At 61.0% G+C, this 23699-nt stretch carries 17 protein-coding genes and 1 pseudogene; 9 read left to right on the top strand and 9 right to left on the bottom strand.

From position 1 onward, the window contains the following. The first annotated feature begins 61 nt into the window (after window positions 1-61). From AC19YT_RS02490 to AC19YT_RS02480, 3 genes are all read left to right on the top strand, one after another. Window positions 62-2665 (top strand): T6SS effector BTH_I2691 family protein, encoded by a 2604-nt coding sequence (locus tag AC19YT_RS02490; protein WP_500609658.1) that lies wholly within the window; start codon window positions 62-64, stop codon window positions 2663-2665. A gap of 159 nt (window positions 2666-2824) precedes the next feature. Continuing rightward, a complete protein-coding gene (locus tag AC19YT_RS02485; RefSeq protein ID WP_500609696.1) occupies window positions 2825-3700 on the top strand; it encodes a DUF6708 domain-containing protein in 876 nt (291 codons plus the stop codon). Further along, window positions 3700-3849: a hypothetical protein gene (locus tag AC19YT_RS02480; RefSeq protein ID WP_500598139.1), complete on the top strand. Its 150-nt coding sequence runs from the start codon at window positions 3700-3702 to the stop codon at window positions 3847-3849. Before AC19YT_RS02485 ends, AC19YT_RS02480 begins: the two co-directional genes overlap by 1 nt. A 237-nt stretch (window positions 3850-4086) precedes the next feature. Here AC19YT_RS02480 and AC19YT_RS02475 read toward each other — a convergent pair whose 3' ends face one another. Both AC19YT_RS02475 and AC19YT_RS02470 read right to left on the bottom strand, forming a co-directional pair. Further along, the gene (locus AC19YT_RS02475) at window positions 4087-5397 is read right to left on the bottom strand and encodes a CynX/NimT family MFS transporter (protein WP_500598138.1); all 1311 of its coding nucleotides are present in this window, start codon (window positions 5395-5397) and stop codon (window positions 4087-4089) included. Next, a complete protein-coding gene (locus tag AC19YT_RS02470) occupies window positions 5387-6046 on the bottom strand; it encodes a FadR/GntR family transcriptional regulator (protein WP_500609657.1) in 660 nt (219 codons plus the stop codon). The genes AC19YT_RS02475 and AC19YT_RS02470 overlap by 11 nt, the downstream gene beginning before the upstream one ends. A gap of 106 nt (window positions 6047-6152) precedes the next feature. Here AC19YT_RS02470 and AC19YT_RS02465 point away from each other — a divergent pair. Next, a pseudogene (locus AC19YT_RS02465) lies at window positions 6153-6605 on the top strand (type II toxin-antitoxin system MqsR family toxin). A gap of 62 nt (window positions 6606-6667) precedes the next feature. On the opposite strand, the gene AC19YT_RS02460 reads toward AC19YT_RS02465, so the two are convergent. The 4 genes from AC19YT_RS02460 to AC19YT_RS02445 form a co-directional block, all read right to left on the bottom strand. After that, complete coding sequence (locus AC19YT_RS02460) at window positions 6668-7432, bottom strand: amino acid ABC transporter ATP-binding protein (RefSeq protein ID WP_095106197.1); 765 nt, start codon at window positions 7430-7432, stop codon at window positions 6668-6670. Between the two features lie 10 nt (window positions 7433-7442). Continuing rightward, a complete protein-coding gene (locus AC19YT_RS02455) occupies window positions 7443-8540 on the bottom strand; it encodes an amino acid ABC transporter permease (protein WP_095106195.1) in 1098 nt (365 codons plus the stop codon). A 10-nt stretch (window positions 8541-8550) separates the two neighbouring features. Continuing rightward, entirely contained in the window at window positions 8551-9732 is a 1182-nt protein-coding gene (locus AC19YT_RS02450; RefSeq protein ID WP_095106193.1) for an amino acid ABC transporter permease, read from the bottom strand. 65 nt (window positions 9733-9797) lie between these two features. Then, a complete protein-coding gene (locus tag AC19YT_RS02445; protein ID WP_095106191.1) occupies window positions 9798-10829 on the bottom strand; it encodes an amino acid ABC transporter substrate-binding protein in 1032 nt (343 codons plus the stop codon). 465 nt (window positions 10830-11294) lie between these two features. On the opposite strand from AC19YT_RS02445, the gene AC19YT_RS02440 reads away from it, so the two are divergent. From AC19YT_RS02440 to AC19YT_RS02420, 5 genes are all read left to right on the top strand, one after another. Next, window positions 11295-11951: an alpha/beta hydrolase gene (locus AC19YT_RS02440; protein WP_095106189.1), complete on the top strand. Its 657-nt coding sequence runs from the start codon at window positions 11295-11297 to the stop codon at window positions 11949-11951. An 83-nt stretch (window positions 11952-12034) separates the two neighbouring features. After that, window positions 12035-13468 carry an ATP-dependent RNA helicase RhlB gene (gene rhlB / locus AC19YT_RS02435; RefSeq protein WP_500609656.1) on the top strand — a complete coding sequence of 478 codons (1434 nt, stop codon included), beginning with the start codon at window positions 12035-12037 and terminating at the stop codon, window positions 13466-13468. 129 nt (window positions 13469-13597) lie between these two features. Continuing rightward, on the top strand, window positions 13598-14557 hold the full coding sequence (locus AC19YT_RS02430) for an ornithine cyclodeaminase family protein (protein WP_500609655.1): 960 nt from the start codon (window positions 13598-13600) through the stop codon (window positions 14555-14557). A 116-nt stretch (window positions 14558-14673) separates the two neighbouring features. Then, window positions 14674-15804 (top strand): NAD(P)/FAD-dependent oxidoreductase, encoded by a 1131-nt coding sequence (locus AC19YT_RS02425; RefSeq protein WP_500609654.1) that lies wholly within the window; start codon window positions 14674-14676, stop codon window positions 15802-15804. Between the two features lie 70 nt (window positions 15805-15874). Next, the gene (locus AC19YT_RS02420) at window positions 15875-16504 is read left to right on the top strand and encodes a helix-turn-helix transcriptional regulator (RefSeq protein ID WP_095106181.1); all 630 of its coding nucleotides are present in this window, start codon (window positions 15875-15877) and stop codon (window positions 16502-16504) included. A 233-nt stretch (window positions 16505-16737) separates the two neighbouring features. Here the strand turns inward: AC19YT_RS02420 and AC19YT_RS02415 are convergent, their stop codons facing one another. From AC19YT_RS02415 to AC19YT_RS02405, 3 genes are all read right to left on the bottom strand, one after another. Then, the gene (locus AC19YT_RS02415) at window positions 16738-17517 is read right to left on the bottom strand and encodes an ABC transporter substrate-binding protein (protein WP_500609653.1); all 780 of its coding nucleotides are present in this window, start codon (window positions 17515-17517) and stop codon (window positions 16738-16740) included. Window positions 17518-17696: 179 nt separating this feature from the next. After that, a complete protein-coding gene (locus AC19YT_RS02410) occupies window positions 17697-22478 on the bottom strand; it encodes an RHS repeat domain-containing protein (protein ID WP_500609652.1) in 4782 nt (1593 codons plus the stop codon). Window positions 22479-22567: 89 nt separating this feature from the next. Next, window positions 22568-23539: a hypothetical protein gene (locus AC19YT_RS02405; protein WP_095106174.1), complete on the bottom strand. Its 972-nt coding sequence runs from the start codon at window positions 23537-23539 to the stop codon at window positions 22568-22570. Between the last annotated feature and the right edge of the window lie 160 nt (window positions 23540-23699).

Raw genomic sequence — 23699 nt, 5'->3', positions numbered from 1 at the left:
GCGTGCGCGCCAACCCCGGCGCTGACGAGCACTGGGCCAGCACAGCGCCCAAGGAGGCCCTGTGAGCCAATGCGACCCCTCGAAAATCTGCTCCATCTGTGACCAAAAAGGCCTGGCGCTCTTGCCGCTGCGCTATGCCGTGGCCCGTCCCGCCCAACTCAGTGCTCCGCCCTTGCAGGCGCCTTTCGGTCAGGGCCTGGAGCAGGTGCCGTTGCCCGGCGACAGCGCCCACTACACCCTGCGCCACCTACGCGGCGGTTACCTGTATGTGTTCAATGAAAGGCGTGGCGAGTGGAAGGCCTATGTAGTGACCACCGATGCCTACCTGTTTGAGTACGACATCCACGACAAAACCCCGCCCAACCTCGAAGGGGCTGTGCCTTGTAAACGCATGGCCAAGTCGGCGTCCTCGCGCTGCGTGATGATTCCTGATGCGACTCGCTCCACAAAAATCTGGCTGGGTTTCAGCGACGTAGCCTGGACGGCACGGGTGCTGGAGCGCCACCGGCAGCAGGCTTACCGGGAACGCCATATGCGCTGCATCGATATCGGGGCGTGGTCCAACAGCCAGGGGCAGCAGGCGCACTTGGCCGGTTTGGCCACGGCCCACGAGTGCGTGGCCGAGTATCACCTGCCGGCCCCGGGAGACGGGGCGTTGAGCGATTCCCCCCAGGTTTTTCAGAGCGGTCACGACGACCTTGAGCCGTTTTTGGCCAGTGCCCTGGCCTCAAGCCAAGGCGTGCCAGCCGCCATGGTGGCGCTGATGGACCCGGTGGGCATTGCCTTGGAACTCAACAGTCTCACCCTCGGCCAGGTGGAACGGTTTGAGCGCCAAGATGATCGTGACTGGAAAAAAGCCACGTCAACGGCCATCCAGGGACTGCGCCAGATGATGGAAGAAGACGCCGTGGCCAAGGCATTGCAGCGCCATCAAGGCGAGCGTTATGCAACGTTAGAAGGCATGCCGCTATACCCGGAATGGAGCGAAGCGGACCGTAAGCGCAACGACCTGATCTTTTCCACCTTGCCTGCGGCTCAAGAGCAAAAAGCCCGTACCCAAGCCTGGGCGCGCTATGTCGATAATTACCGCGAAGACGACCGTGCCGCTTTTGAGGCGCAACTGCAGGTTGACCTCGAGCGCTTTATGCAGCAGACGGTCACGCCGCTGGTGCAGGCCTTGGCCGGCTGGTACTGGAGCGAGGCTTTTCGCCACAGCATGCAGTGCAACCACGACGAGGAGGAATGGGACAGCGGGCTGTGTTTCACCACGCTGGTGACCACGTGTTTGACCGGGTTGACCGGCCACGCGTTGATTCTCGACAGGCTGGTGGAAGATTTGCGCGGGCGCTACAGCGACCCCGACAACCTCACCCTGCGAGCCCTGGTGTTGAACAACCGCCAGATTGCCGCGCGCCTGGATGAAGCCGCCACACCGGAGCTGGCCCTGGGCAATCCTTTCGCCTGGCGCAACGTGCTCAATGCCTTCGCCCATGTGCTGCATGAGTACGACAAAGGCCAGGTCGGCGGCGGCTTGGCCAGGGCGGCCGGGTGGGCTCACCAAATTAGCGGGGCCATGGTGCGCAGCCTGGGCACCCCTTTGAAGGCCGGGGCATCCGGGGCGCTGGATTTGGGGATCCGCTACCGCCTGCTGGGGTTGCTGGGGGCCTTGTCGGGCAAGCAGATCCTGGCGTTGTCGACCACGGCATCCGAGGCGCAGATGGCGCACATCATCAGCGAAAAAGTAGCGTTGTTGCAGCCGGGGATTGACCGCAAGGCCTTGCAGGACAAAGTCAGCAAGGAGCTCAAGCAACTGGAACGACAAGCAGGCGTGCGCGAACCCACAGGCAACAGAAATGCCCGCCAGAAAAAGGTTTTCAACTGGTACCTGATGTACGACGCCGACGTGGGCAAAGCCTTGACCGTCGACCACCGCGGCAAACTGAACAGCAACGCACCCTTGCTCCTGAGCCAGGACGAACTGCGGCGGGTGGTGGCACAACGTCAGGCGACCTTGCCCAGGCTGGCGAACCTGGATGTCGGGGTCGGCGTGGTGGGTGGGGTATTGGATGGGTGGAATGCGTACATGGCGGTGCAGTTGGTGGATAAAGAGGGAGTTACGGCGAAGGCGGGGGTTAATTTGACGGCGGCGGTGGTGGGTTTGGCGGGTGCTGGGGCTGATCTTGCACACCGCGCGTGGAGTAGATACCCAATTGAGCAGATGCGTTTGGCTCAGAGCTTAAGACGAATTATCGAAAGTAAAGCAATAAAACTTGGTGGACTTGAATTCATAGGTCGAACACTTGGAGCCGTTGCTGGAGGTTTGACTGCTCTCGTAGATTTAATGGGCGCGTTTGATGCGAAAAATAAAGGAGATAGTCCGGTTTTCTTTTTGCGTTTGTTTACGGGGCTTATAGGGCTTGGTGCCTCGCTTGGGATACTGTTTGGTTTTATGACTGCCGGTTTCGGGTTTGTGGTTTTCCTAGTTCTTGCGGGGCTTTCTTTGCTTGGGGACTGGATTGTTAATGTGATTACAGATAATAAAATTGAGATTTGGTTAGGTCAAACGCCATTTGGCATCGAGAGGACTGTCCCATTTGAAAGTCTATCTGCACAGGACGTAGCATGGAAAATACTTTTAGGGGTACAAGATGAGGTGGGTAAATGAGTGCGAGGGGGCGAATTTTTGACGGTTGGATAACTCGTTATAAAATCAATCGTCCGTTAAATAAGTATGAGATTGATGAGAGGCTTCGAGTTGGCGTGCCAATAAATTTACCTCCAGTAGATAAAGGCATAGTTAAAATGAATGGTGTTTTCGTTGAGTATGTCGATCGCTATTTTTTTCTCCGCGGCTGGGCTGCGATGTGGGGGGGTGATTTTCGCTATTGTTTTACTGTGGTTTGCAATCCTGTTTGGCTCTGCGGCATATGCTCTATACAAGGAGGATAGCGCTCTCCCGATAAATCGGCTGTTTGATCTCTCATTCGCACCTTTCTTGTTTGTGGGTTTGCTGTTGATTGTATTTGTCGTGGTGATTTTGAAAGATTTTTTTCGATATACTTACTATCCTATTCGTTTTAACCGTAAGACGCGTAAGGTGTATGTCTTTGCGGGGAGTAAATATCTTAGAGCAATGGAGGTCAACTGGGATGACGCTTATTGGTTTATCGGTCGAGCGAGTGATGGCTCTAGTGTTATATATGATTTGCGCTGTCATATACTTAGTGTGGATGGTTTTGTTGAGTGCACTTTTGCGATAGGGTATTTGAGTGATACGCGCGCAGAGGCTTTGCAACACTGGGAAATGATCCGCCGTTACATGGAAGAGTCCCCAGCCACTTTGCCCTTCCCACCCCTGGCGTTGGTTATTTCCACCGAGCCAACTTGGCGAAACTGCTTGACCATACAAGTCGGCGGTACAAGTGGGCACTCTCCCTCTTTTATGTTGTTGACCGTGCCCTGGGCATTTTTTCGTTGGATATCCCAACTCACCTGTCGGCGCCCGCGCTGGCCTGATGAGGTGGAAGAGGCCTGCCAAGTCCCTCTGGACGATCCTTATCGTTTGCCTGAGCCTGTGTCGTGCGGGGTGGTTGCCGGTATGGATGCAGCAGCAGAGGCCGCCTTGCTTGAGTATCGCGAGAAGGCGCAACTCGCTGCCGAAGCTTATGAAAACGCCCATCCGAAGCCGGATAGCCACTAATGCCTGAATGCGACCCATCGAAAATCTACCGCGTCTGCGACAAACGAGGCCTGGCGCTATTGCCGTTGCGCTACGCCGTGACCCGTCCCGCCCAACTCAGTGCACCGCCCTTGCAGGCGCAAGGAAGGTCATCATCGACCGTCATTTGACCTTGCCGAGATTGGCGAACATGGATGTTGGGGTCAGCGTCGTGGGCGGAATATTGGATGGATGGAACGGCTACATGGCGATGGAGTTGATGGGTAAAGAGGGAGTAACGGTTAAATCGAGAATCAACTGGCGGCGGCCTTAGTTTGTCGGGGCCAAGCTGGATATGGCGGATCGAGTTTTGAAATAGTTGCACCTCAAAAAAACACCCCCGCCCGCACCAAGAAAACAGATGAACCCTACCCCACCTTCTCACTCACCACATTTACATATAGCGCCCGCCCGGCCCCCAGCCCCGCGATGATCGCTCCCAGGCCAATGACCCCGAAGATCCACCCCAGGGCCGTCCAGCCGCCGGTCCAGTCGTGCACCAGGCCCACAGCGAAGGGCCCCATGGACGCTAGGGTGTAGCCAAAACCCTGGGCCATGCTCGATAAATTCGCCGCCACGTGGGCGTCGCGCGAGCGCAGCACGATCAGGGTCAGCGCCAGGGCAAAGGTGCCGCCCTGGCCCAGGCCCAGCAGGATCGCCCAGCCCCAGAGGCCGTCGAGGGGCGCGTACAGGCAGCCGAACAACCCCGCCAGGGCCAGCAGCATGACGATGACAATCGCCAGGCGCTGGTCCTTGCCCCGCGTCGCCAGCCAGGGCGCGGCCAGGGAGCTGGCCAACTGCACGATCACCGAACCCGACAGCACCAACCCTGCCTGGGTTGGCGTCAGGCCCCGGCCGATAAGGATCGACGGCAACCAACCGAACACGATGTAGGCCAGGGACGATTGCAGGCCCATGTACAACGTCACCTGCCAGGCCAGCGGATCGCGCAATAGCCCGCGCACCCGGTAGGCGGCATGGTGCGCACCTTGGCGACGCCCCACTTGCGGCAACCAGAACATCGCCGCCAGCACCGCCGGCACCACCCAAAAGCCCAGGCCCATGGCCCAGTTCTGGCCAAAGTGCTGGCTCAGCGGCACGGTCGCCCCCGCCGCCATCGCCGCGCCCAGGCACAGGGCCATGGTGTAGACCCCGGTCATGGTGCCCGCGTGCTTGGCGAAATCGCGCTTGACGATACCCGGCAACAACACGCCGATCACACCGATGCTGGCGCCAGCCAGGATGCTGCCGGCAAACAACCCGACCTCACCGAACGAACTGCGCAGGACAATGCCGCCGCCCAGGGTGAGCAAAATGCCCAGCACCACCCGCTCGGCGCCAAAGCGCCGTGCCAGCACCGGCGCCAGGGGCGCGAACAGGCCCAGGCACAGCACCGGCAAGGTGGTCAGCAACCCGGCCTGGGCCGCCGACAACCCCAGGTTGCGCGACACCTCGCCCAGCAGCGGCGCCATGCTCGACAGGGCCGGGCGCAGGTTCAGCGCCACCAGCACCAGCCCCAGCAACAACAGCCAAGGGCGCAGCACCACAGGGGGGGCGTGTTGCACCTGCTCGTCGTCGGCTTCAGCGTCGATCAGCAGTTCCTCCAACTCGGCCGTGCGCTTGGCGTGAGGGCTGTCGTGGGGCCGGGCAGGCAAGGCGTTGTCGGTTTCAGGGCTCATTAATCAGTTGCCTCATCAGGGCCTTGGCCCGTTCTGGATCTTGTTGTTCAACCGCCGCCAACAGTTCGATATGCAAGTCGAACACTTCCTGGCGCCGTGGCGTGATGTTCAGGGTCTGGCGCAATTGCGCGCCGACGATGCTGGAAAAATAACGATACAGCTCGCTCAAGGTCGGGTTGTGCGCGGCCGCCACCAAGCGCCGATGGAAGGTCAGGTCGCAGGCGATGTAGTGGTCGAGGTCGCCGTGGTAATGGCGGCCGCTGATGTCCAGCGCCTCATGCAGGGCCTTGAGGTCCTCATCGGTACGGCGCAGCGCGGCCAGGCCGATGGCTTCGACCTCAAGGATCTGCCGGGTTTCGCGGGCCTGATTCAGGGAACAGCGCGATAGCACCTTGAGGGTGTCCATCGGGTCGACCACGGCACGCAGGTAACTGCCATCACCCTGGCGAATCTCGATCAGCCCGCAAAACGCCAGCACCCGCATGGCCTCGCGCACCGTGTTGCGGCTGATGCCCAACTCGCTCGCCAGTTCCGGCTCGGTGGGCAAGCGCTGGCCTACCACCCACAGGCCGTTGGAGATGCGCAGGCGTAATTGCTCCAGGGCCTGATCCACCAGAGAGCGCTTAACGATTGGAAGTATTTCTGTCATTGAATTTCGCCTTTTCATCCAATCATCGGATGAATTTTCCGACATGCTAGCCAGCTTTATCAGCACATTCAATGCGCCATAAAAATAAGCCGGCCGAAGCGCACGGCTGGGCGGCATTGAGCTGGGCTTGAGCCTGGAACAGATGCAAGACGTCATCTACCCGTTGCAGGGCCGGGCGCTCTACAAGTCGCCGACCACCTACACCGGCCCACGTGTCTGGCAGGACGTTTACAACACGCAATCACACGGTCTGGAGATTTGCATCAAGTGGGTCATCGCCGCCCGGCAGGAAATCGGTGCAGAAATGAAGCGCATCCGCCGCAGACTGCACCTGTCGCAAAAAGACGCAGTGCTATTGCTGTCCGGTGGCGGGCACAACGCGTTTTCCCGTTAGGAACGCGGCGAGGTATTGCCGCCTAAGCCGTTGGCCGTGCTGATGCGTTTGCTGGATCGATACCTGCATCTGTTAGCCGATGCCAGGACGCTGGGAGAAGGGGTGGATCTACGGCAACTCAAGCAGCGGGGGCACAAGGATCACGAGACCCTGACCGCTACCTGACAGGCAACGTGTGGGAGCGAGCCTGCTCGCTCCCACAAGAGCCCATCTTAATTAATTGCCCATCAATGCAGGATCTGGCTCAGGAACAGCTTGGTGCGGTCATTTTGCGGGTTATCGAAGAAGTCGTTCGGTGCGGCCTGTTCGACGATTTCACCCTTGTCCATGAAGATCACGCGGTTGGCCACGGTGCGGGCAAAGCCCATTTCGTGGGTCACGCAGAGCATGGTCATGCCGTCTTCGGCCAGGCCGATCATGGTGTCCAACACTTCTTTGACCATTTCCGGGTCCAGGGCCGAAGTGGGTTCGTCGAACAGCATGATCTTGGGTTTCATGCACAGCGCCCGGGCAATCGCCACGCGCTGTTGCTGGCCACCGGAAAGCTGCCCCGGGAACTTGTGCGCCTGCTCTGGAATGCGCACGCGCTCCAGGTAATGCATGGCGATTTCCTCGGCCTTGCGCTTGGGCAACTTGCGCACCCACATCGGCGCCAGGGTGCAGTTCTGCAGGATGGTCAGGTGCGGGAACAGGTTGAAGTGCTGGAACACCATGCCCACTTCTCGGCGGATCGCTTCGATCTGCTTGAGGTCGTTGGTCAGTTCCACGCCATCGACCACGATGCGCCCCTGCTGGTGTTCTTCCAGGCGATTGAGGCAGCGGATAGTAGTGGACTTGCCCGAACCTGAAGGCCCGCACAAGACAATACGCTCGCCTTGCTTGACGTCCAGGTTGATGTCCTTGAGCACGTGAAACTGGCCGTACCACTTGTTCACGCCCTGCATCTGAATAATGCCTTCAGGGCTCACAGGCTGTTTGATTGCTTCGCTCATCAGAAAACTCCTAACGCTTGTGGCCGGTGTCGAGTTTGCGTTCCAGGTGCATGGAATAGCGCGACATGCCAAAACAGAAAATCCAGAACACCAGGGCCGCGAACACATAGCCTTCAGTGGCCATGCCTAGCCACTTGGGGTCGGCGGCGGCTTGCTTGACGCTGTTGAGCAGGTCGAACAGGCCGATGATGATGACCAGGCTGGTGTCCTTGAACAGGGCGATGAAGGTGTTGACGATGCCCGGAATCACCAGCTTCAAGGCCTGCGGCAGAATCACCAGGCCCATGCTGCGCCAGTAGCCCAGGCCCATGGCCGCCGCCGCTTCGTACTGGCCCTTGGGGATGGCCTGCAAGCCACCGCGCACCACTTCGGCAACGTAGGCTGACTGGAACAGGATCACCCCGATCAGCGCCCGCAGCAGCTTGTCGAAGTTCATGCCTTCAGGCAGGAACAACGGCAGCATCACCGAGGACATGAACAGCACCGTAATCAACGGCACACCGCGCCAGAACTCGATGAACGTCACGCAGACCACACGAATAGCTGGCATGTTCGAGCGCCGCCCCAGGGCCAGGACGATGCCCAACGGCAAGGCGCCGGCGATGCCCACGGTGGCGATCACCAGGGTCAGCATCAGCCCGCCCCATTGGCTGGTGGCCACGGTGCTCAGGCCCAACCAGCCGCCGTGGAGCAAGGTGTACGCCAGGATCGGGTAGACCACCAGAAAGCTCAGGCCGTAGATCGCCTTGCGCGGGAAACGCGAAATGAACAGTGGCGCGACGCCTATCACCGCCAGCCACACGGTCAGGTCCACGCGCCAGCGCAGATCGGCTGGGTAGTAGCCGTACATGAACTGGCCAAAGCGCTGCTGGATGAACACCCAGCAGGCGCCCTCCTTGGTGCAATCAGCCCGCTCGGTGCCGACCCAATTGGCGTCGATGACCGCCCAACTGAGGATCGGCGGCACCACCAGGTAGATCAGGTAGAACGCGAACAGGGTCAGCAGGGTGTTGAGCCAACTGGAGAACATGTTGGCGCGCATCCACGCCACGATGCCGATGCTGCTACTCGGCGGGGGCATGTCGGGTTTGAAGGTATGGGTTGTCATGCGCGTTTCCTCACCGCTCGATCAGCGCAATGCGCTTGTTGTACCAGTTCATCAGCAGGGAAATGCTGATGCTGATCGCCAGGTACACGCTCATGGTGATGGCAATGACCTCGATGGCCTGCCCGGTCTGGTTGAGCACCGTGCCGGCAAACAGCGACACCATCTCCGGGTAGCCGATACCGGCAGCCAGGGACGAGTTTTTCGCCAGGTTCAGGTACTGGCTGGTCAGCGGCGGAATAATTACCCGCAGCGCCTGGGGGATGATGACCTTGCGCAGGGTCGGGCCGTTGCGCAGCCCCAGGGAGTGGGCCGCCTCGGTCTGGCCATGGCTGACCGACTTGATCCCCGAACGCACGATCTCGGCGATAAACGCCGCGGTGTACACCGTCAGGGCCAGGGTCAGGGCCAGCAGTTCCGGGATCAGCACCCAGCCGCCGACAAAGTTGAAGCCTTTGAGCTGGGGCATTTCCCAATGCACGGGCACGCCGAACATCAGGGTGCACAGCGCCGGAATCACCAGCAACAGCGCCAGGCCCACCCAGAACTTGTGGAACGGCACGCCGGTGGCGTCAAAACGCCGGTTGGCCCAGCGGCACATCAGCCCGATGGCCGCGATGGCCACCAGCACGCTGACCACGAACGGCCAGAAGCCTTCCGCGCCAATGGCCGCAGGCATGTTCAGGCCCCGGCTGCTGACAAAGAAGGTGTCGCCGAAGTTGTGGCTGTTGCGCGGCCCCGGCATGGTCAGGAACACCGCGAAGTACCAGAACAGGATTTGCAGCAGCGGCGGGATATTGCGGAACACCTCCACATAGACCGTCGCCAGTTTGCTGATGATCCAGTTGGGCGAAAGCCGCGCCACACCGACGATGAAGCCCAGGAGGGTCGCCAGGATCACGCCGATGAAGGTCACCAGCAGGGTGTTGAGCAGGCCGATGACAAAGACCCGGGCATAGCTGTCCGCCTCGGTGTAGTCGATCAGGTGCTGGGCGATGCCGAAGCCGGCGCTGCGTTCAAGGAAGTCGAAACCGGAGGTGATGCCCCGGTGTTGCAGGTTGGTTTGGGTGTTGTCGAACAGGTACCAGCCCAGCGAAACAACGGCCACGATGGTGATGATCTGAAATAGCCAGGCACGCACTCGCGGATCGCTGAGGCTGAACCTCTGCTTGGGTGCGCCAATTGTTTTTTGCATGAAGTGCCCCAGGAAAAATGGAACAGAACATCACCCGGCGGTTGGCCCGCCGGGTGATAGATCCATCAGCGCACGGGTGGTGCGTATTGAATGCCGCCGTTGTTCCACAGGGCGTTCAACCCGCGGTCGATTTCCAGTGGCGTGCTCTTGCCCAGGTTCTTCTCGAACACTTCACCGTAGTTGCCTACTTGCTTGACCACCTGCACGACCCAGTCCTTGGGCAGTTTCAGGTCCTTGCCGTACTCGCCGTCAGCGCCCAGCAGGCGAGCGACGTCCGGGTTCTTGGTGGACTTGGCCTCAGCCTCGACGTTTTTCGAGGTGATGCCCGCCTCTTCGGCGTTGAGCATGGCGTAGCCGGTCCAGCGCACGATGGCCAGCCATTCGTCGTCGCCGTTACGTACCACCGGGCCCAGGGGTTCCTTGGAGATGGTTTCCGGCAGCACCACGTAGTCCTTGGGCGACGCCAACTTGCTGCGTTGCGCAAAGAGTTGCGACTTGTCGGAGGTCAGCACGTCGCAACGCCCGGATTCCAGCGACTTGGCGCTTTCATCGGAGGTGTCGAAGGTGATCGGGGTGTATTTGAGACCGTTGCCGCGAAAGTAGTCGGAGACGTTCAGCTCGGTGGTGGTACCGGCCTGGATGCAGATGGTCGCGCCGTCCAGCTCCTTGGCGCTCTTGACCCCCAGCTTGTTGTTCACCAAAAAGCCGATGCCGTCGTAGTAGGTGATAAAGCCGGGGAACTTCAAGCCCATGCCCGCGTCACGGGAACTGGTCATGGTGGTGTTGCGCGACAGCACGTCGATTTCGCCCGATTGCAGCGCGGTGAAGCGTTCCTTGGCGTTCAACTGGCTGAATTTCACTTTGGTCGCGTCGCCAAACACGGCGGCGGCCAGGGCGCGGCAGACATCAGCGTCGATGCCCAGGATCTTGCCGGTGGCGTCCGGTACCGAGAAACCCGGCAGGCCATCACTGACACCGCACTGTACAAAGCCTTTCTTTTTCACCGCGTCCAAGGTTGCGCCCGCCTGGGCAAACCCGCTGACACCGAGTACCGCTGCGGCAGTCACGACGGCCAGGGTGGATTTCAACATCTTCATTCAAACCTCCAGTTTTGCTCTTGTTGTGTCGGAGCGAGAGTCTTGCCGCACCCTTGTGAGGCGCTGTTGACCCGTGTTGGCGTTTTTTTGGGCCAAGCGGCGTAAGACCTTCGCTATGAGTCTAGTAGGAGAATTCCCAAATCACGGGAAACCTCACGGCTCACCAAGCGGTCGAACGGGCTATGCCCTTTGCAGTTCGCCGAACCGTGAAGCGGCTGGTGAACGCCCATCCCTGGAGTGATTGCTGTCCCACGAGCACGGGGGCCTGGTAGTGTTACCGCCCCGCGTAGGATCGTCTGTACGAACTTACACATAGCAAACGTCGTACCATTCCTACCGCTAAAGCGATTCAGCGACACTGCAATAGCAAAACGTGCAGCAATGCGACATCTTCGTAACCGACAACCCTGACGCGCCCCCAAAACTCGCACCCACTCTGCGCGCGTGCACAACAATGGAGCAGCCATGACCGAGCCCTTGATTCTTCAACCCGAAAAAGCCGCAGATGCCTGCGTGATCTGGCTGCACGGCCTGGGCGCCGACCGTTATGACTTTCTGCCGGTGGCCGAGGCCTTACAGGAAACCCTCAAGACCACACGCTTCGTCTTGCCCCAAGCACCGACCCGCCCCGTGACCATCAACGGCGGCTACGCGATGCCCAGTTGGTACGACATTCTGGCCATGAGCCCGGCCCGGGCCATCAGCCGCGAACAGCTGGATGAATCCACGCAAAGTCTCACCGACCTGATCGAAGAACAGAAAACCCTTGGCATAGAGCCTTCGCGGATTTTCCTCGCCGGTTTTTCCCAGGGCGGCGCCGTGGTGCTGCACACCGCATTCGTGCGATGGCAGGGTGCCTTGGGCGGCGTGATTGCCCTGTCTACCTATGCGCCGACCTTCAGCGACAGCCTCCAATTGTCCGCCAGCCAACAGCGCATTCCGGTGCTGTGCCTGCACGGCCAATACGACGAAGTGGTGCAAAACGCCATGGGCCGCAGCGCCTACGAACACCTGAAATCCCGCAATGTCACCGTGACATGGCAGGAATACCCAATGGGCCACGAAGTGTTACCCGAAGAAATCCACGACATCGGCACCTGGCTGGGCGAACGCCTGCGCTGACCCTGGCGCAGGCTCTTTAAGCAATCCACTACGCCGCGCCCGGTTCTTGCATTACACTGGCCGGCACTTAACCAATTGATGAGATGACCGTGCTCAAAGCACTCAAGAAGATGTTCGGTAAAAGCGAGGCTGAGCAGCTCGCCCCTGTTTCCAGCGCCCCTTCTTCCAGCCCCAGCCAGCCGGCCTGCGGTCATCCGCCCAGGCCATCCGAGCCTCAGGTTGCGCCCAGGGCCCCTCGCCCTGACGCGGAAAAACCACCGCAACCGCGTCGCGAGCGGGCGCCAAAACCGCCAGTAGCGGCCTGGAAACTCGAAGACTTCGTCGTCGAACCCCAGGAAGGCAAGACCCGCTTCCATGACTTCAAACTCGCCCCGGAACTGATGCACGCCATCCAGGACCTGGGCTTCCCGTACTGCACGCCGATCCAGGCCCAGGTGCTGGGCTTCACCCTCGCCGGCAAGGACGCCATCGGCCGCGCCCAGACCGGCACCGGCAAGACCGCCGCGTTCCTGGTGTCGATCATCACCCAGCTGCTGCAAACCCCGCCGCCCAAGGAACGCTACATGGGCGAGCCGCGGGCGCTGATTATCGCGCCGACCCGCGAACTGGTGGTGCAGATCGCCAAAGACGCCGCCGACCTGACCAAGTACACCGGCCTCAACGTGATGACCTTCGTTGGCGGCATGGACTTCGACAAGCAGCTCAAGCACCTCGAAGCGCGCCACTGCGACATCCTGGTCGCCACGCCGGGCCGCTTGCTGGACTTCAACCAGCGCGGCGACGTGCACCTGGACATGGTCGAAGTGATGGTGCTGGACGAAGCCGACCGCATGCTCGACATGGGCTTCATCCCGCAGGTGCGCCAGATCATCCGCCAGACCCCGCCCAAGAGCGAACGCCAGACGCTGCTGTTCTCCGCCACCTTCACCGAAGACGTGATGAACCTGGCCAAGCAATGGACCACCGACCCGTCCATCGTCGAGATCGAAGCCCAGAACGTGGCCAGCGAAAACGTCGAGCAGCACATCTACGCCGTGGCCGGCGCCGACAAATACAAGCTGTTGTACAACCTGGTCACCGACAACGGTTGGGAAAGGGTCATGGTTTTTGCCAACCGCAAGGACGAGGTGCGGCGCATCGAGGAACGCCTGGTGCGCGATGGCGTGAACGCGGCGCAGTTGTCGGGCGACGTGCCGCAGCACAAGCGCATCAAGACCCTGGAAGGTTTCCGCGAAGGCAAGATCCGCGTGCTGGTGGCAACCGACGTTGCAGGGCGCGGCATCCACATCGACGGCATCAGCCACGTCATCAACTTCACCCTGCCGGAAGTGCCGGACGACTACGTGCACCGCATCGGCCGCACTGGCCGCGCGGGCGCCGATGGGGTGTCCATCAGCTTCGCTGGCGAGGACGACTCCTACCAGTTGCCGTCCATCGAAGCGCTACTGGGCCGCAAGATCAGCTGTGAAACCCCGCCCACGCACCTGCTGCGGGCCGTGGAGCGCAAGCGCCCGTAAACCTGCGGGCAAAAAAACAGGCGCAGCCGGCAACGGACTGCGCCTTTTTTACGCCTGGCAATTGCAGATAAAAACTAAAAGTCCATAATGGACAAATTAGTTTAATCCAGCCGATCCGGGAGCTTCTGTATGTCCAGCACGCCTTACGTGATTGCCCAACCCCAGGCGCGCCAGCTCCTGGCCCAGGTCGATGTGCCGCAGATTTTGCGCAAGCTGTTCCGCGACCTCGCTGCCGGGCACGCAGTGCAACCGGCCCAGCAACGGGTGGAGTTCCCCCAGGGCGCGGGGGATTTCATCAACTACCTGGGCGTGTTGGCCGAGGACGGCGTGTACGGGGTCAAGACTTCGCCCTACATCGTGCGCGCCGAAGGCCCGTTGGTTACCGCGTGGACGCTGTTGATGTCGATGCACAGCGGCCAGCCGCTGTTGCTGTGCGATGCCGGCGAGTTGACTACCGCCCGCACCGCCGCCACCACCGCCGTGGCGGTAGACGCCCTGGCGCCCGCCACCGCCACGCGTCTAACCCTGATCGGCAGCGGCCCGGTGGCCTTGGCCCATTTGCACTACATCAAAGGCCTGCGCCCGTGGCAGGACATCCGCCTCTACTCCCCTGCCCTGGCGCACAAAAGCGCCGAGGAACTGGCCGGTTTGCGTGGCCTGGACCCGCGCCTGGAGATTGCCCACAGCCGCGAACAGGCCTTGCACGACGCCGATGTGATCCTGCTCTGCACCTCTTCGGCCGGCCCGGTGATCGACCCGGCCACCCTGAGCAAACCGGCGCTCATCACCTCCATCAGCACCAACGCGCCCCGCGCCCACGAGGTACCGCCCCAGGCCCTGGGCGCCATGCAGGTGTACTGCGACTACCGCCAGACCACCCCAGGCGCGGCCGGGGATATGCTGATCGCCGCCGAACAACACGGCTGGAGCGCGGACGCCATTGTCGGTGACCTCGCCGAACTGCTCAGCGACCAGACCCCACGCCCAACCTACGAACGCCACGTGTTCTTCCGCTCCATCGGCCTGGGCCTGGAAGACATCGCCCTGGCTAATGCCTTGTACCGCCAGCTCACCCCCCAGGCGCTGTAGCCAGCAGGCTTGCCCGCGCTCGGCTGCACAGCAGGCGCACACCATCAAGGAGCGCTTTGCGCTCCAGTGCGGGTAAACCCGCTTGCTACGGATGACCGACCTAGTCAGGAGCCCCCATGCCCCAAGCAGACTTCATCATTATCGGCGCCGGTATTGCCGGTGCTTCCACTGGCTTCTGGCTGTCGCGCCAGGGTCGCGTGGTGGTGCTGGAACGCGAATCCCACCCCGGCTATCACTCCACCGGGCGCTCGGCGGCGATCTACACCGCCGCCTACGGTACGCCCCAGGTGCGGGCGCTGACCCTGGCCAGCCGGGAGTTTTTCGACCACCCGCCCGAGGGCTTCTGCGAGCACCCGTTGCTGTCGCCCCGGGGCGAAATGACCGTGGACTTCACCGGTGACGCGGCCGAGCTCAACAACCAATACCTCAGCGCCAAAGCCACCGTGCCACAGATGCAATTGCTCAGCGCCGACGAAGCCTGCGCACGCCTGCCGATCCTGCGCCGGGACAAGGTTCACGGCGCGATCTACGACCCCAGCGCCAGCGACATCGACACCGACGCCCTGCACCAGGGCTACCTGCGCGGCATCCGGCGCAATGGCGGCCAGGTCCACACCGACACTCAAGTGCTGGGCCTGCACCGCGACGCCGAGGGCCAGTGGCAGGTGCAAACCCGCGCACAAACCTTCAGCGCGCCAATCATCGTCAACGCCGCCGGCGCCTGGGCCGACCAGCTCGGGGCAATGGCCGGCGCCGCCCCACTGGGCCTGCAACCCAAACGCCGCGCGGCGTTTGTCTTCGCCGCACCCGAAGGCGTTGAGACGCATCACTGGCCGATGCTGGTCAGCCTCGACGAATCCTTCTACATGAAGCCCGACGCCGGCATGTTCCTCGGCTCGCCGGCCAACGCCGACCCGGTCGAACCCCACGACGTGCAGCCTGAAGAACTGGACATCGCCATGGGCATCTACCAGATCGAAGAAGCCACCACCCTGACCATCCGCCGCCCCACCCGCACCTGGGCCGGGTTGCGCAGCTTTGTCGCCGATGGCGACCTGGTGGCCGGGTTCGACCCGCAGGTGCCGGGGCTGTTCTGGGTGGCGGCCCAGGGCGGTTACGGCATCCAGACCTCCCCCGCGATGGGCATGGCGTCGGCCGCCCTGGTATGCGCCCAGGACCTCCCCGAGCCCCTCGTGCGCTGCGGCCTGAACGCCGCCATGCTGTCGCCGCAACGCCTGCGCGGGTGACGCCCCGCCCCGATTGCGGCACACTCGCAGCGCCCTGTTAAAGGGCGCTGACCTCGCCCGGAGCACCACCATGACCCCACCCCACGCCGACCCGGCCCTGGATAACTTCCGCGCCATTGCCGACGCCATTGCTACGCTGTTTTATCCCCACGCCGAAGTGGTGGTGCACGACCTGCGCACGCAAAAGGTCGACTACATCGCCAACAATCTGTCCAAGCGGCAAATCGGCGACGACGCGGCCCTTGAGGACATGCTCACCGGTGACAGCAGCGAACGGAACATCGGCCCGTATGAAAAGCTCAACTGGGACGGCCAGAAAATCCGCAGCCTGAGCAGCGTGATGCGCGACAGCCACGGCCAGGCGATGGCCGTGCTGTGCATCAACCTGAATATCTCGCTGTTTGAAAGCGCCAAGGCGGCGCTGGACCTGTTTCTGTCACCGAGCAGGCTGATCGCCCAGCCGGACTCGCTGTTTCGCGATGACTGGCAGGAGCGCATTAACACCTTCCTCCACGCCTGGCTGCGCGAGCGGCAACTGAGCCTCAACCTGCTGACCCGCGACCACAAGCGCGAACTGGTGCTGGCACTGCATGCCGAAGGCGCCTTCAAGGGCAAAAGCGCCTCTCACTACGTCGCCAACGTGCTCAACATGGGCCGGGCGACGGTGTACAAGCATTTGAAGGAAGCGAAGGCGGGGTAAAGAGCTGACGCTGTGGAGCGAATAGCCCTGTGGGAGCGGGTGGCGACCCGACGAATGCATCGGATGTACTGGCGCTATCGCGGGCAAGCCCGCGCCCACAGCTGAACTGTACTGTGGGTGGGATTTTCATTTTTCCTCTGTGGGAGCGAGCCTGCTCGCGAGGGCGGCACTGAGTCGCGCTGACGAATAGCAGGGGGTAAGGCAGTTGCTCCCACAGGGAAGCGGCAGGCGTATCAGTCGCCGTAGATATCGGACTTGAAGTATTTGGCCTGGATCTTCTGGTATTCGCCGCTGGCGCGGATACCGTCGATGGCCGAGTTCAGTTCGCTCACCAGGGCTTCGTTGCCCTTGCGCACGGCGATGCCGGCGCCTTCGCCCACGTATTTGGGGTCTTTGAGCTCCGGGCCGACAAAGGCAAAACCGGCGCCGTTGGGCGTGTTGAGGAAACCCTGCTCCAGCGGGATGGTGTCGGCGAACACGCCGTCCAAGCGCCCGGCGGCCAGGTCCATGAAAATTTCTTCGTTGCTGGTGTAGCGCACGATCTCGATGCCCTTGGCTTCCATCACTTCGGTGGCATAGCGGTCGGTGGTGGTGGCGCGCTGCACACCGATGCGCTTGCCCTTGAGGCTGGCGTACTGGTCGTCGACCACCGCGCCTTGCTTCATCGCCAGGCGTGAGGACGTGAAATAGTACTTGTGAGTGAAATTGACCGATTTCTTGCGCTCATCGGTGATCGTCATGGACGACAACGCCGCGTCGATTTTCTTCACTTTCAGCGACGGAATCAGGCCATCGAATTCGCCCTCGACCCATTGGCACTTGACTTGCATTTGCGCGCACAAGGCGTTGCCAATGTCGTAGTCAAACCCGGCGATTTCCCCTTTATCCGTCTTGTAGGCGAACGGTGGGTAAGCGGCCTCGATGCCGATGCGCAGGGTTTTCTCGGCGGCAAACAGGCCGCTGCTGGCCAGAAGGCTCAGGGCCAGGCCGGTAATCAGGGGGAGCTTTTTCATGGGTGTTCTCTCGAAGTGGGCGGAAGAGAGGCAGAGGGATGCAGCAACGACTTGATTTGTACTTATAAATCCATACTGGACTTTTACGTACACCTCGTCAATCGAACGTAAACACCTCCCACCACGGCCCCGGGTGAGGGCCATGCTGGAAGGTGCAAGCAAGGTCAGTGCCGACAGCGTCAGCCCGCGTAAATATCGCCCAACGACGACTGGCGAATCCGCTGCGCCTGCTCGCGGAACGCCTCGAAAAAGCGCTGGCTGTTGCCGAGGGTATCGGCGTGACGGTTTTCATTGCTGTCGCCTTGCAGCGAAGGCTGCTGGGGCGCCTCGTCCTTTGCATTACTGCCGGTGGGGTCACCATTGAGGCTATCAATCCGGCTCAGCGTGCTGCGAACGGTACCTACAGTGCTCAAGGCAAACTTGGTCACGCCCACTCCCCGGTTCACCCAGGTGGGCGCTTCTTGGCCAAGCGAGAGCGACCACCCGCTGTATTTCTGGACACCCGCCAACAACCCGACACTACCTGGCGAAAGCCGTCCCGGGGCCGCACCAGCCACCGCGTTGCTCGCCGCAGCCTGGGCAGCGGAGCGGCCCGCCAGAACGGCCCCGGCGGCGCCCAACGCGGTCGCGGCCAAGCCAAAGCCGAAGGAGGCCCAGCCCAGATTATTGACATGCTGCGATCGGTCCCAGCCCATCGCCAGGTCCACGGCCTCGACACCCAGGCCGGCAATCCCCAGGGTGCCACCCACCAGGCCCAGGCTGCCCCCAACCAGGCCTAAGGCCGTCATCCCGGTCAACGTCACCGCGGCAGCACCCAATAGTGGTGCAACGGCAGCGCCCAGTGTGACCACCGACAGCACCAGCGAAGCCACGCCCAGTACCCATTTCAGCCACGTAGGCACCCAACCGCTGGGGTCATTGAGGTTGACCGGGTTGCAGTAGCAGTAGGCGTAGCTATTTCTACCGCCTTCGCCGAATGGGCTCATCGGATCCGGCGAGAGGAAGATCATCAGCTCAGGGTCATAGCTACGCCGACCACCGCCCAGGTGATACAGGCCCGTGGCACCATCCAGGCGCTCACCGTTGAACGCCGGATACTGGCGATCCACCAGGGCCTGGATCTGCGCGCCCTCGGTCGCTGCCGTGCCATAGCCATAAGGTAGGTAGTGCCGATGCTCCTGCGCCTGCCCTGCACGAAGCACCCCACGAATGCTGCCTGCGGCATCCAGCACCTGCAGCTGTGCAGCAGACTCGCCGCCCGTGCGGGCCAGCACCTGCTCTTCATTGCGCCGGAAACTCACCTTGAGCGCCCCCTGGGCCAACCCTTCCAGCCGCCCGCCGCCGTAACCCAAGTGGACCGGCGGCTCACCATCGATACTTTGGCTGACCTGCCGCGCATCGGCGTCATAGCGGTAGGCAAGGTTGGCGCCGGCGCTATGTACGCCAATCAGTTGTTCAAGCCCGTTGAACTCGTAGATGCGCCCCGCCGTACCGCGGACCAGGTTGCCCGATTCGTCATAACTCAAGCGCTCGTCCCGGGGCGGGTGGCTGTGGGTCAGGCGCGTCAGTTGGCCAGGGTCGGTGCCTTCGAAATAACGGGTACAGGTGTCCTCACTGCCATCGCGCAAGCGGGTGACCACTTGGGTGATGTTGTCGAGGCCATCATAGGTGAAGCTCTGGCTCGCCACTGGCCGCCCCAGGGCGTCCTTGGGGAACTGCGGCCCCTGGCACTGGTAAGCGCTCAAGCGCTGGTAACCGTCATAGGTGAAAGTCTCCTCGATCACAACCTGCCGGGCGGGATCGCGCAGGGTCCGCGATGCCAATAACCCATTGGGCAGGTAAGTGCTGGAGATGGTTTGCAGCAACCCGCCATTGCGGATGAATTCACGCTCCTGCTCCCGGCCGAACGGGTCATGCTTGAGCGCCATCACCAGCCTTTCGCTGCCTTGGCGGGTTTCCACGTGGATGACACGGCCGAAATGGTCATAGCCCTGGGTCACCACCAACGAACCTGCGGTCATCGACAGCAAACGCCCCGCATGGTCATAGTCGAACTCGACGGCCTCACCAAAGTCGGACTGTTGTTGCACCAAACGGCCCGAGGAGCCATAGCGGTAACCAAACGCGCGCGTTACGCCGTCACTGACCTGGGCGTCCGCCACGAGACGGCCATGGATGTCGTAATCGAGCTTATGCGCCCTGTCCGCTTCCTTGGAGCTGAGCAACAACGCCGAAATCGGGTCGTACTCGAAAGTCCGGTCAGGGTGTTTTTCCAGAGTACTGCGCACCACCAGGCCCAAATGTGGATCGTAAGTGTGCTGATCCACGTGTCCACGAGGGGAGGTGCTGGAAGACGGTAGTAGCGAGCCAGGCCCGTATTGCCAATGGGTCGGTTTGCCAGAGCCTCGTTGCTGGGACTGCAATCGCCCCAGGTCATCAAACGCGCGGGTGGCCAGCGCAACCCCGTCGACTGTGATGCTCGCCACCCGCACCTCGCTGCTTCCCGGCGCGTAGCCCAACACCGTCTTGCGCTGGGCCTGGCCCCCAGGCGGCGTTTCAGCAATGAGGACCACCCGGTCAAACAGGTCGTAGGTGAACTCGGTGCGTTTGCCGTTTTGATCGACCGTTCGCATTCGGCGCCCAAAACCATCGTACTCATGGGTGACCTTCGTCACCCGCTCGCCGGACGAACTCAAGTGCTCGACCCGCAGCGGCTGCCCAAAGTCATTGAAGTGGGTTTGCGTCAGGTCCAAGCCGACGACCCCTTGTGTGCGCAGGTTCAGGCGCGGGTCGGACTCATCGATATGTACCGTGGCATCCGGTGCGGTCGTGCGGCTCAGTTGCCCCCAGCCGTTGTAGGCGAACTCGGTCACCAGGGTGCGCACGTTGTTTTCATCGAGATAGTCGATCAGGGTTTGCCGGATTTTTTGCCCCAGGGCGTTGTAATCCAGGCGTTTGAGTACCTGTTCCTTCTGCTCGTCGCCGGTTCCGATCAACCGGGCGCAGGACACCTCCCGGCCATCGCCATCGTAGCGCGTGACAACGCTAACCCCCTTGGCGTCCGTGGCGGTCATCCGCGCCAGCAGCAAATTGCTCGCATTGGCATAGACGTAACTGCGCTGGGCTGCTGCGGCCGTACCCGGCGCCGAAACTTCTGAAACGAGGCGTCCAAGGGCATCGTAGGAAAACGCCAAGGTCGCCCCATCCTCCCCAGTCAGGGCAAGCATGCGCCGGGTACTGAGAGATAAGGTTTGCGAAGACTTGAGCCACTGATTTTCATCGCCACCCACGCGGCGGATCAGCTTGTTCTGTACCAGGCTGTCGCCTTCGAGGCTGTAGGTACATTGCATGGCGACGGACACCTTATCCTGGGTGGTCACGGACGCTTGCAGCCGACCATGCTCGCCCCACTGGCCCGGCGCGTTGTAATGGGTGAGGCGGGTCTGGACCCCTGTGCCGGTAGTGATTGAGGCGGGCAACACAAAAGCAAGGCCGTTGCTGGCGGCCAAGGCGTAGTAGGTGTAGTCGGTAGTCTTGGCCGCCGTCGTTGGGCCACCGGTAGGCGTCGCGGGAAGCTCCCTGGACTGTTTCAGGAAGCGCACGAACGCCCCGTGAGGCTCTGCCGGGCAGCGTTGTACGCCTTGGTCCATCGCCCCTGCGACCGGGTAGAAGTCGTATTCCCTGCGCAGCCCCGACGGCTCGACCCGAGTCAGCTCATTGCCATAGTCGTCGGTGGTGATTTCGGTCACCTCCTTGCGCCCGGCCTGATCGGCAAACAACCTGAAATGGCGGGTGGTACGCCGAGGCAGTTGGAGATTGGCGGGCTGCTCGGCGAAAAGCCGGCCCGGCACCGCGTTGTACTCAATCTCGCGCTCGGTGAGCGTGCCCGCGCAATCGGTGACCTCCCGGGTCAGGAGGTGAAACTTGTTGTACTCGGTGCGCACCACCTGCAGCACCTTATTGGCGTCGTCCCCTTCCTGGCTGCGGACCTCGGTCCAGTAGTCGTAGAGGCCCAGGACCAGGTACAGGTTATCTTCGCCGTCGACAAAACCACCGGAGAACGGGTAACCCGTGAAGTTTTGGGAAGCACTGTAACGGTACGTACGCTTCAACGAGGGTTGGCCAGCGCCAGGAAAGCGAGTCCAACTCTTGACCCGGGGCAGGAACGTGTTGTCCCGGTACTGATGGCCATTTTCCTCGTAGTCGATCCGCTCATCCCCCCCCATAGGGGACTTCACCCGCCTGATCGCCACCAGGCCGCTGCGCAAAGCCTCGTACTCAAACACATAGCTACCGGGCACCCCAGGCCCCATCGGCGCATGCGCCACATCGACGCGCACCAACTGTTCATTGAATTGTTCAAACCAGGTGCGGGCAAAACGCCCGCCTTCGATGCGGGCCTCCACTCCTGCCAACCGCCGGCCGGAATAGTGCAGCACCAGCAGGTCTTCCCCTTGCTGGTTGACGATTCGCTCCAGTGCACCTTGCGGATCGTAGCGAAAGTGCACGCGCTCACCGCTCTCGAACTGCACAGTACTGATGATGTACGGCCTCAGGCTGTTCTGACGGCGCAGGACCTCGACCGTGCCGTCCTTGTAGATCACGTGCAGGCTATCGACGTCCGGGCGTTTGACCACCAAATCTTTCAACTTGCGGTCCTTGAGCGCCATCACACCGCCCACGGACGGCATCCCGTGGGTCTGGAACTGCTCGCCCGTCAACAACGTCAGGCGGCGGGTGTTGAGATCGAACTCGGTATTACTCAGTCGCCAACCAATGCCATAACCATCGTTACGCGGGTTGTACATGGAAAACGACAAGTTGATATCGCGGCTGGCCTCGACCGGCCCCTTCGGGTAAAGCGTGGTCAATCGTACCTGGCAGCCATATTGGCCAGTGCGAGGATCGACCTGACCATTCAAGTGGGCACTGAAATTGAAGGCGTTGGAATACACATTCATGGATGAATGTCTCCTCTTAACTCGGATTCAGGATGAAGTAACGGATACCGAGACGACAACTCGATATCCGTGAAAGTAGCGAAATTCAATCAACCGTGGTCGCGCAATACCAGAACATTCGATTCATCTTCAGAGCCCAGCAAGAAACTATGTTCCACACCGTAGTTATCCAAAATCCGCCAAACGACATCACGACCCTTGACAAGTCTCAAAAACATTCTCGCCCAAACACGAATCGCGCGCATTTGCGTCGGGTACTTATCAATCCGAAACGTTTTATTCTCATGACCCTTGACCGGACAAACATCAATCACCCGCAATGTAGTTACAGCAGAGTCTATATCGATCACGCCCCCCACCAGCATGGTGCTGTTCATTCGAAAGTCACTATAGAAGGGGCGCAACGCACGCCCTACGCCAGCGATATCGACTGCATTGTCGATCCCTAAGTTCTTGACCAGGCGCAAACCCGCCGGCAGGCTCCAATAGTAAACATCGATATCGAGAAAAACGGGGTTGGCCGACAAGGCATCATCTCGTTCAGCGACGAGTTGCGCGGCGCGCAGTTTTTCATAAGGCCGAGTGGGTTCGATAATCACCGATGAGCCAGCCCCCACGTTGTAGGTGGTGTATGTCTTGCCCCCCACCACTACCCGAGCCATGAAACGCTGGGCTTCGATCGCCACGCGCGCATCGACCCGCAAATAGCGCTCTACCACCTCGCCGCCGCCCGTAGTACCGGCCGATGAGGCAATTGGGGAACCACCCCGCAAGCCCGTATCGAACTCGTTTTTGGTGGTATCACACGACCATCCGGTTGGCAGTTTTTCATTTTCATTGGCCGAGTAACGAGTAATTGTGAGGCTGGCAAGCTCCTCGGGAGTCAGGGGTTCAGACTCTCCGACTTCCCATTCATCACGGATGAAGCGCCTTTCCTTATCGATAATTACTTCGACCTTACATTGATGCCGGCCGTTGGCATAAAGTGCCTTTGTCGAATCTCCCACACCGGGCAGTACAACTTTGAAGATATTGACAATATATTTATCAGCAGAAACCATATTCACTCTCCCTGTGTGCCTTGCGGCATGGTTCGCGCACTGATTGCAGACGTGTCAGTGAGCGCGCATAAATCTACAAGTTAAAATAACAACCAGAAGCACAAGTGACCCGCCATTACTGCCACAAGCAAACTTTAAGGCCTTTCCTCTAGCGTTAACT

This window comes from Pseudomonas sp. MF08875 (genome assembly GCF_059862525.1).
This window is presented reverse-complemented; position numbering and strand designations above follow the sequence as displayed.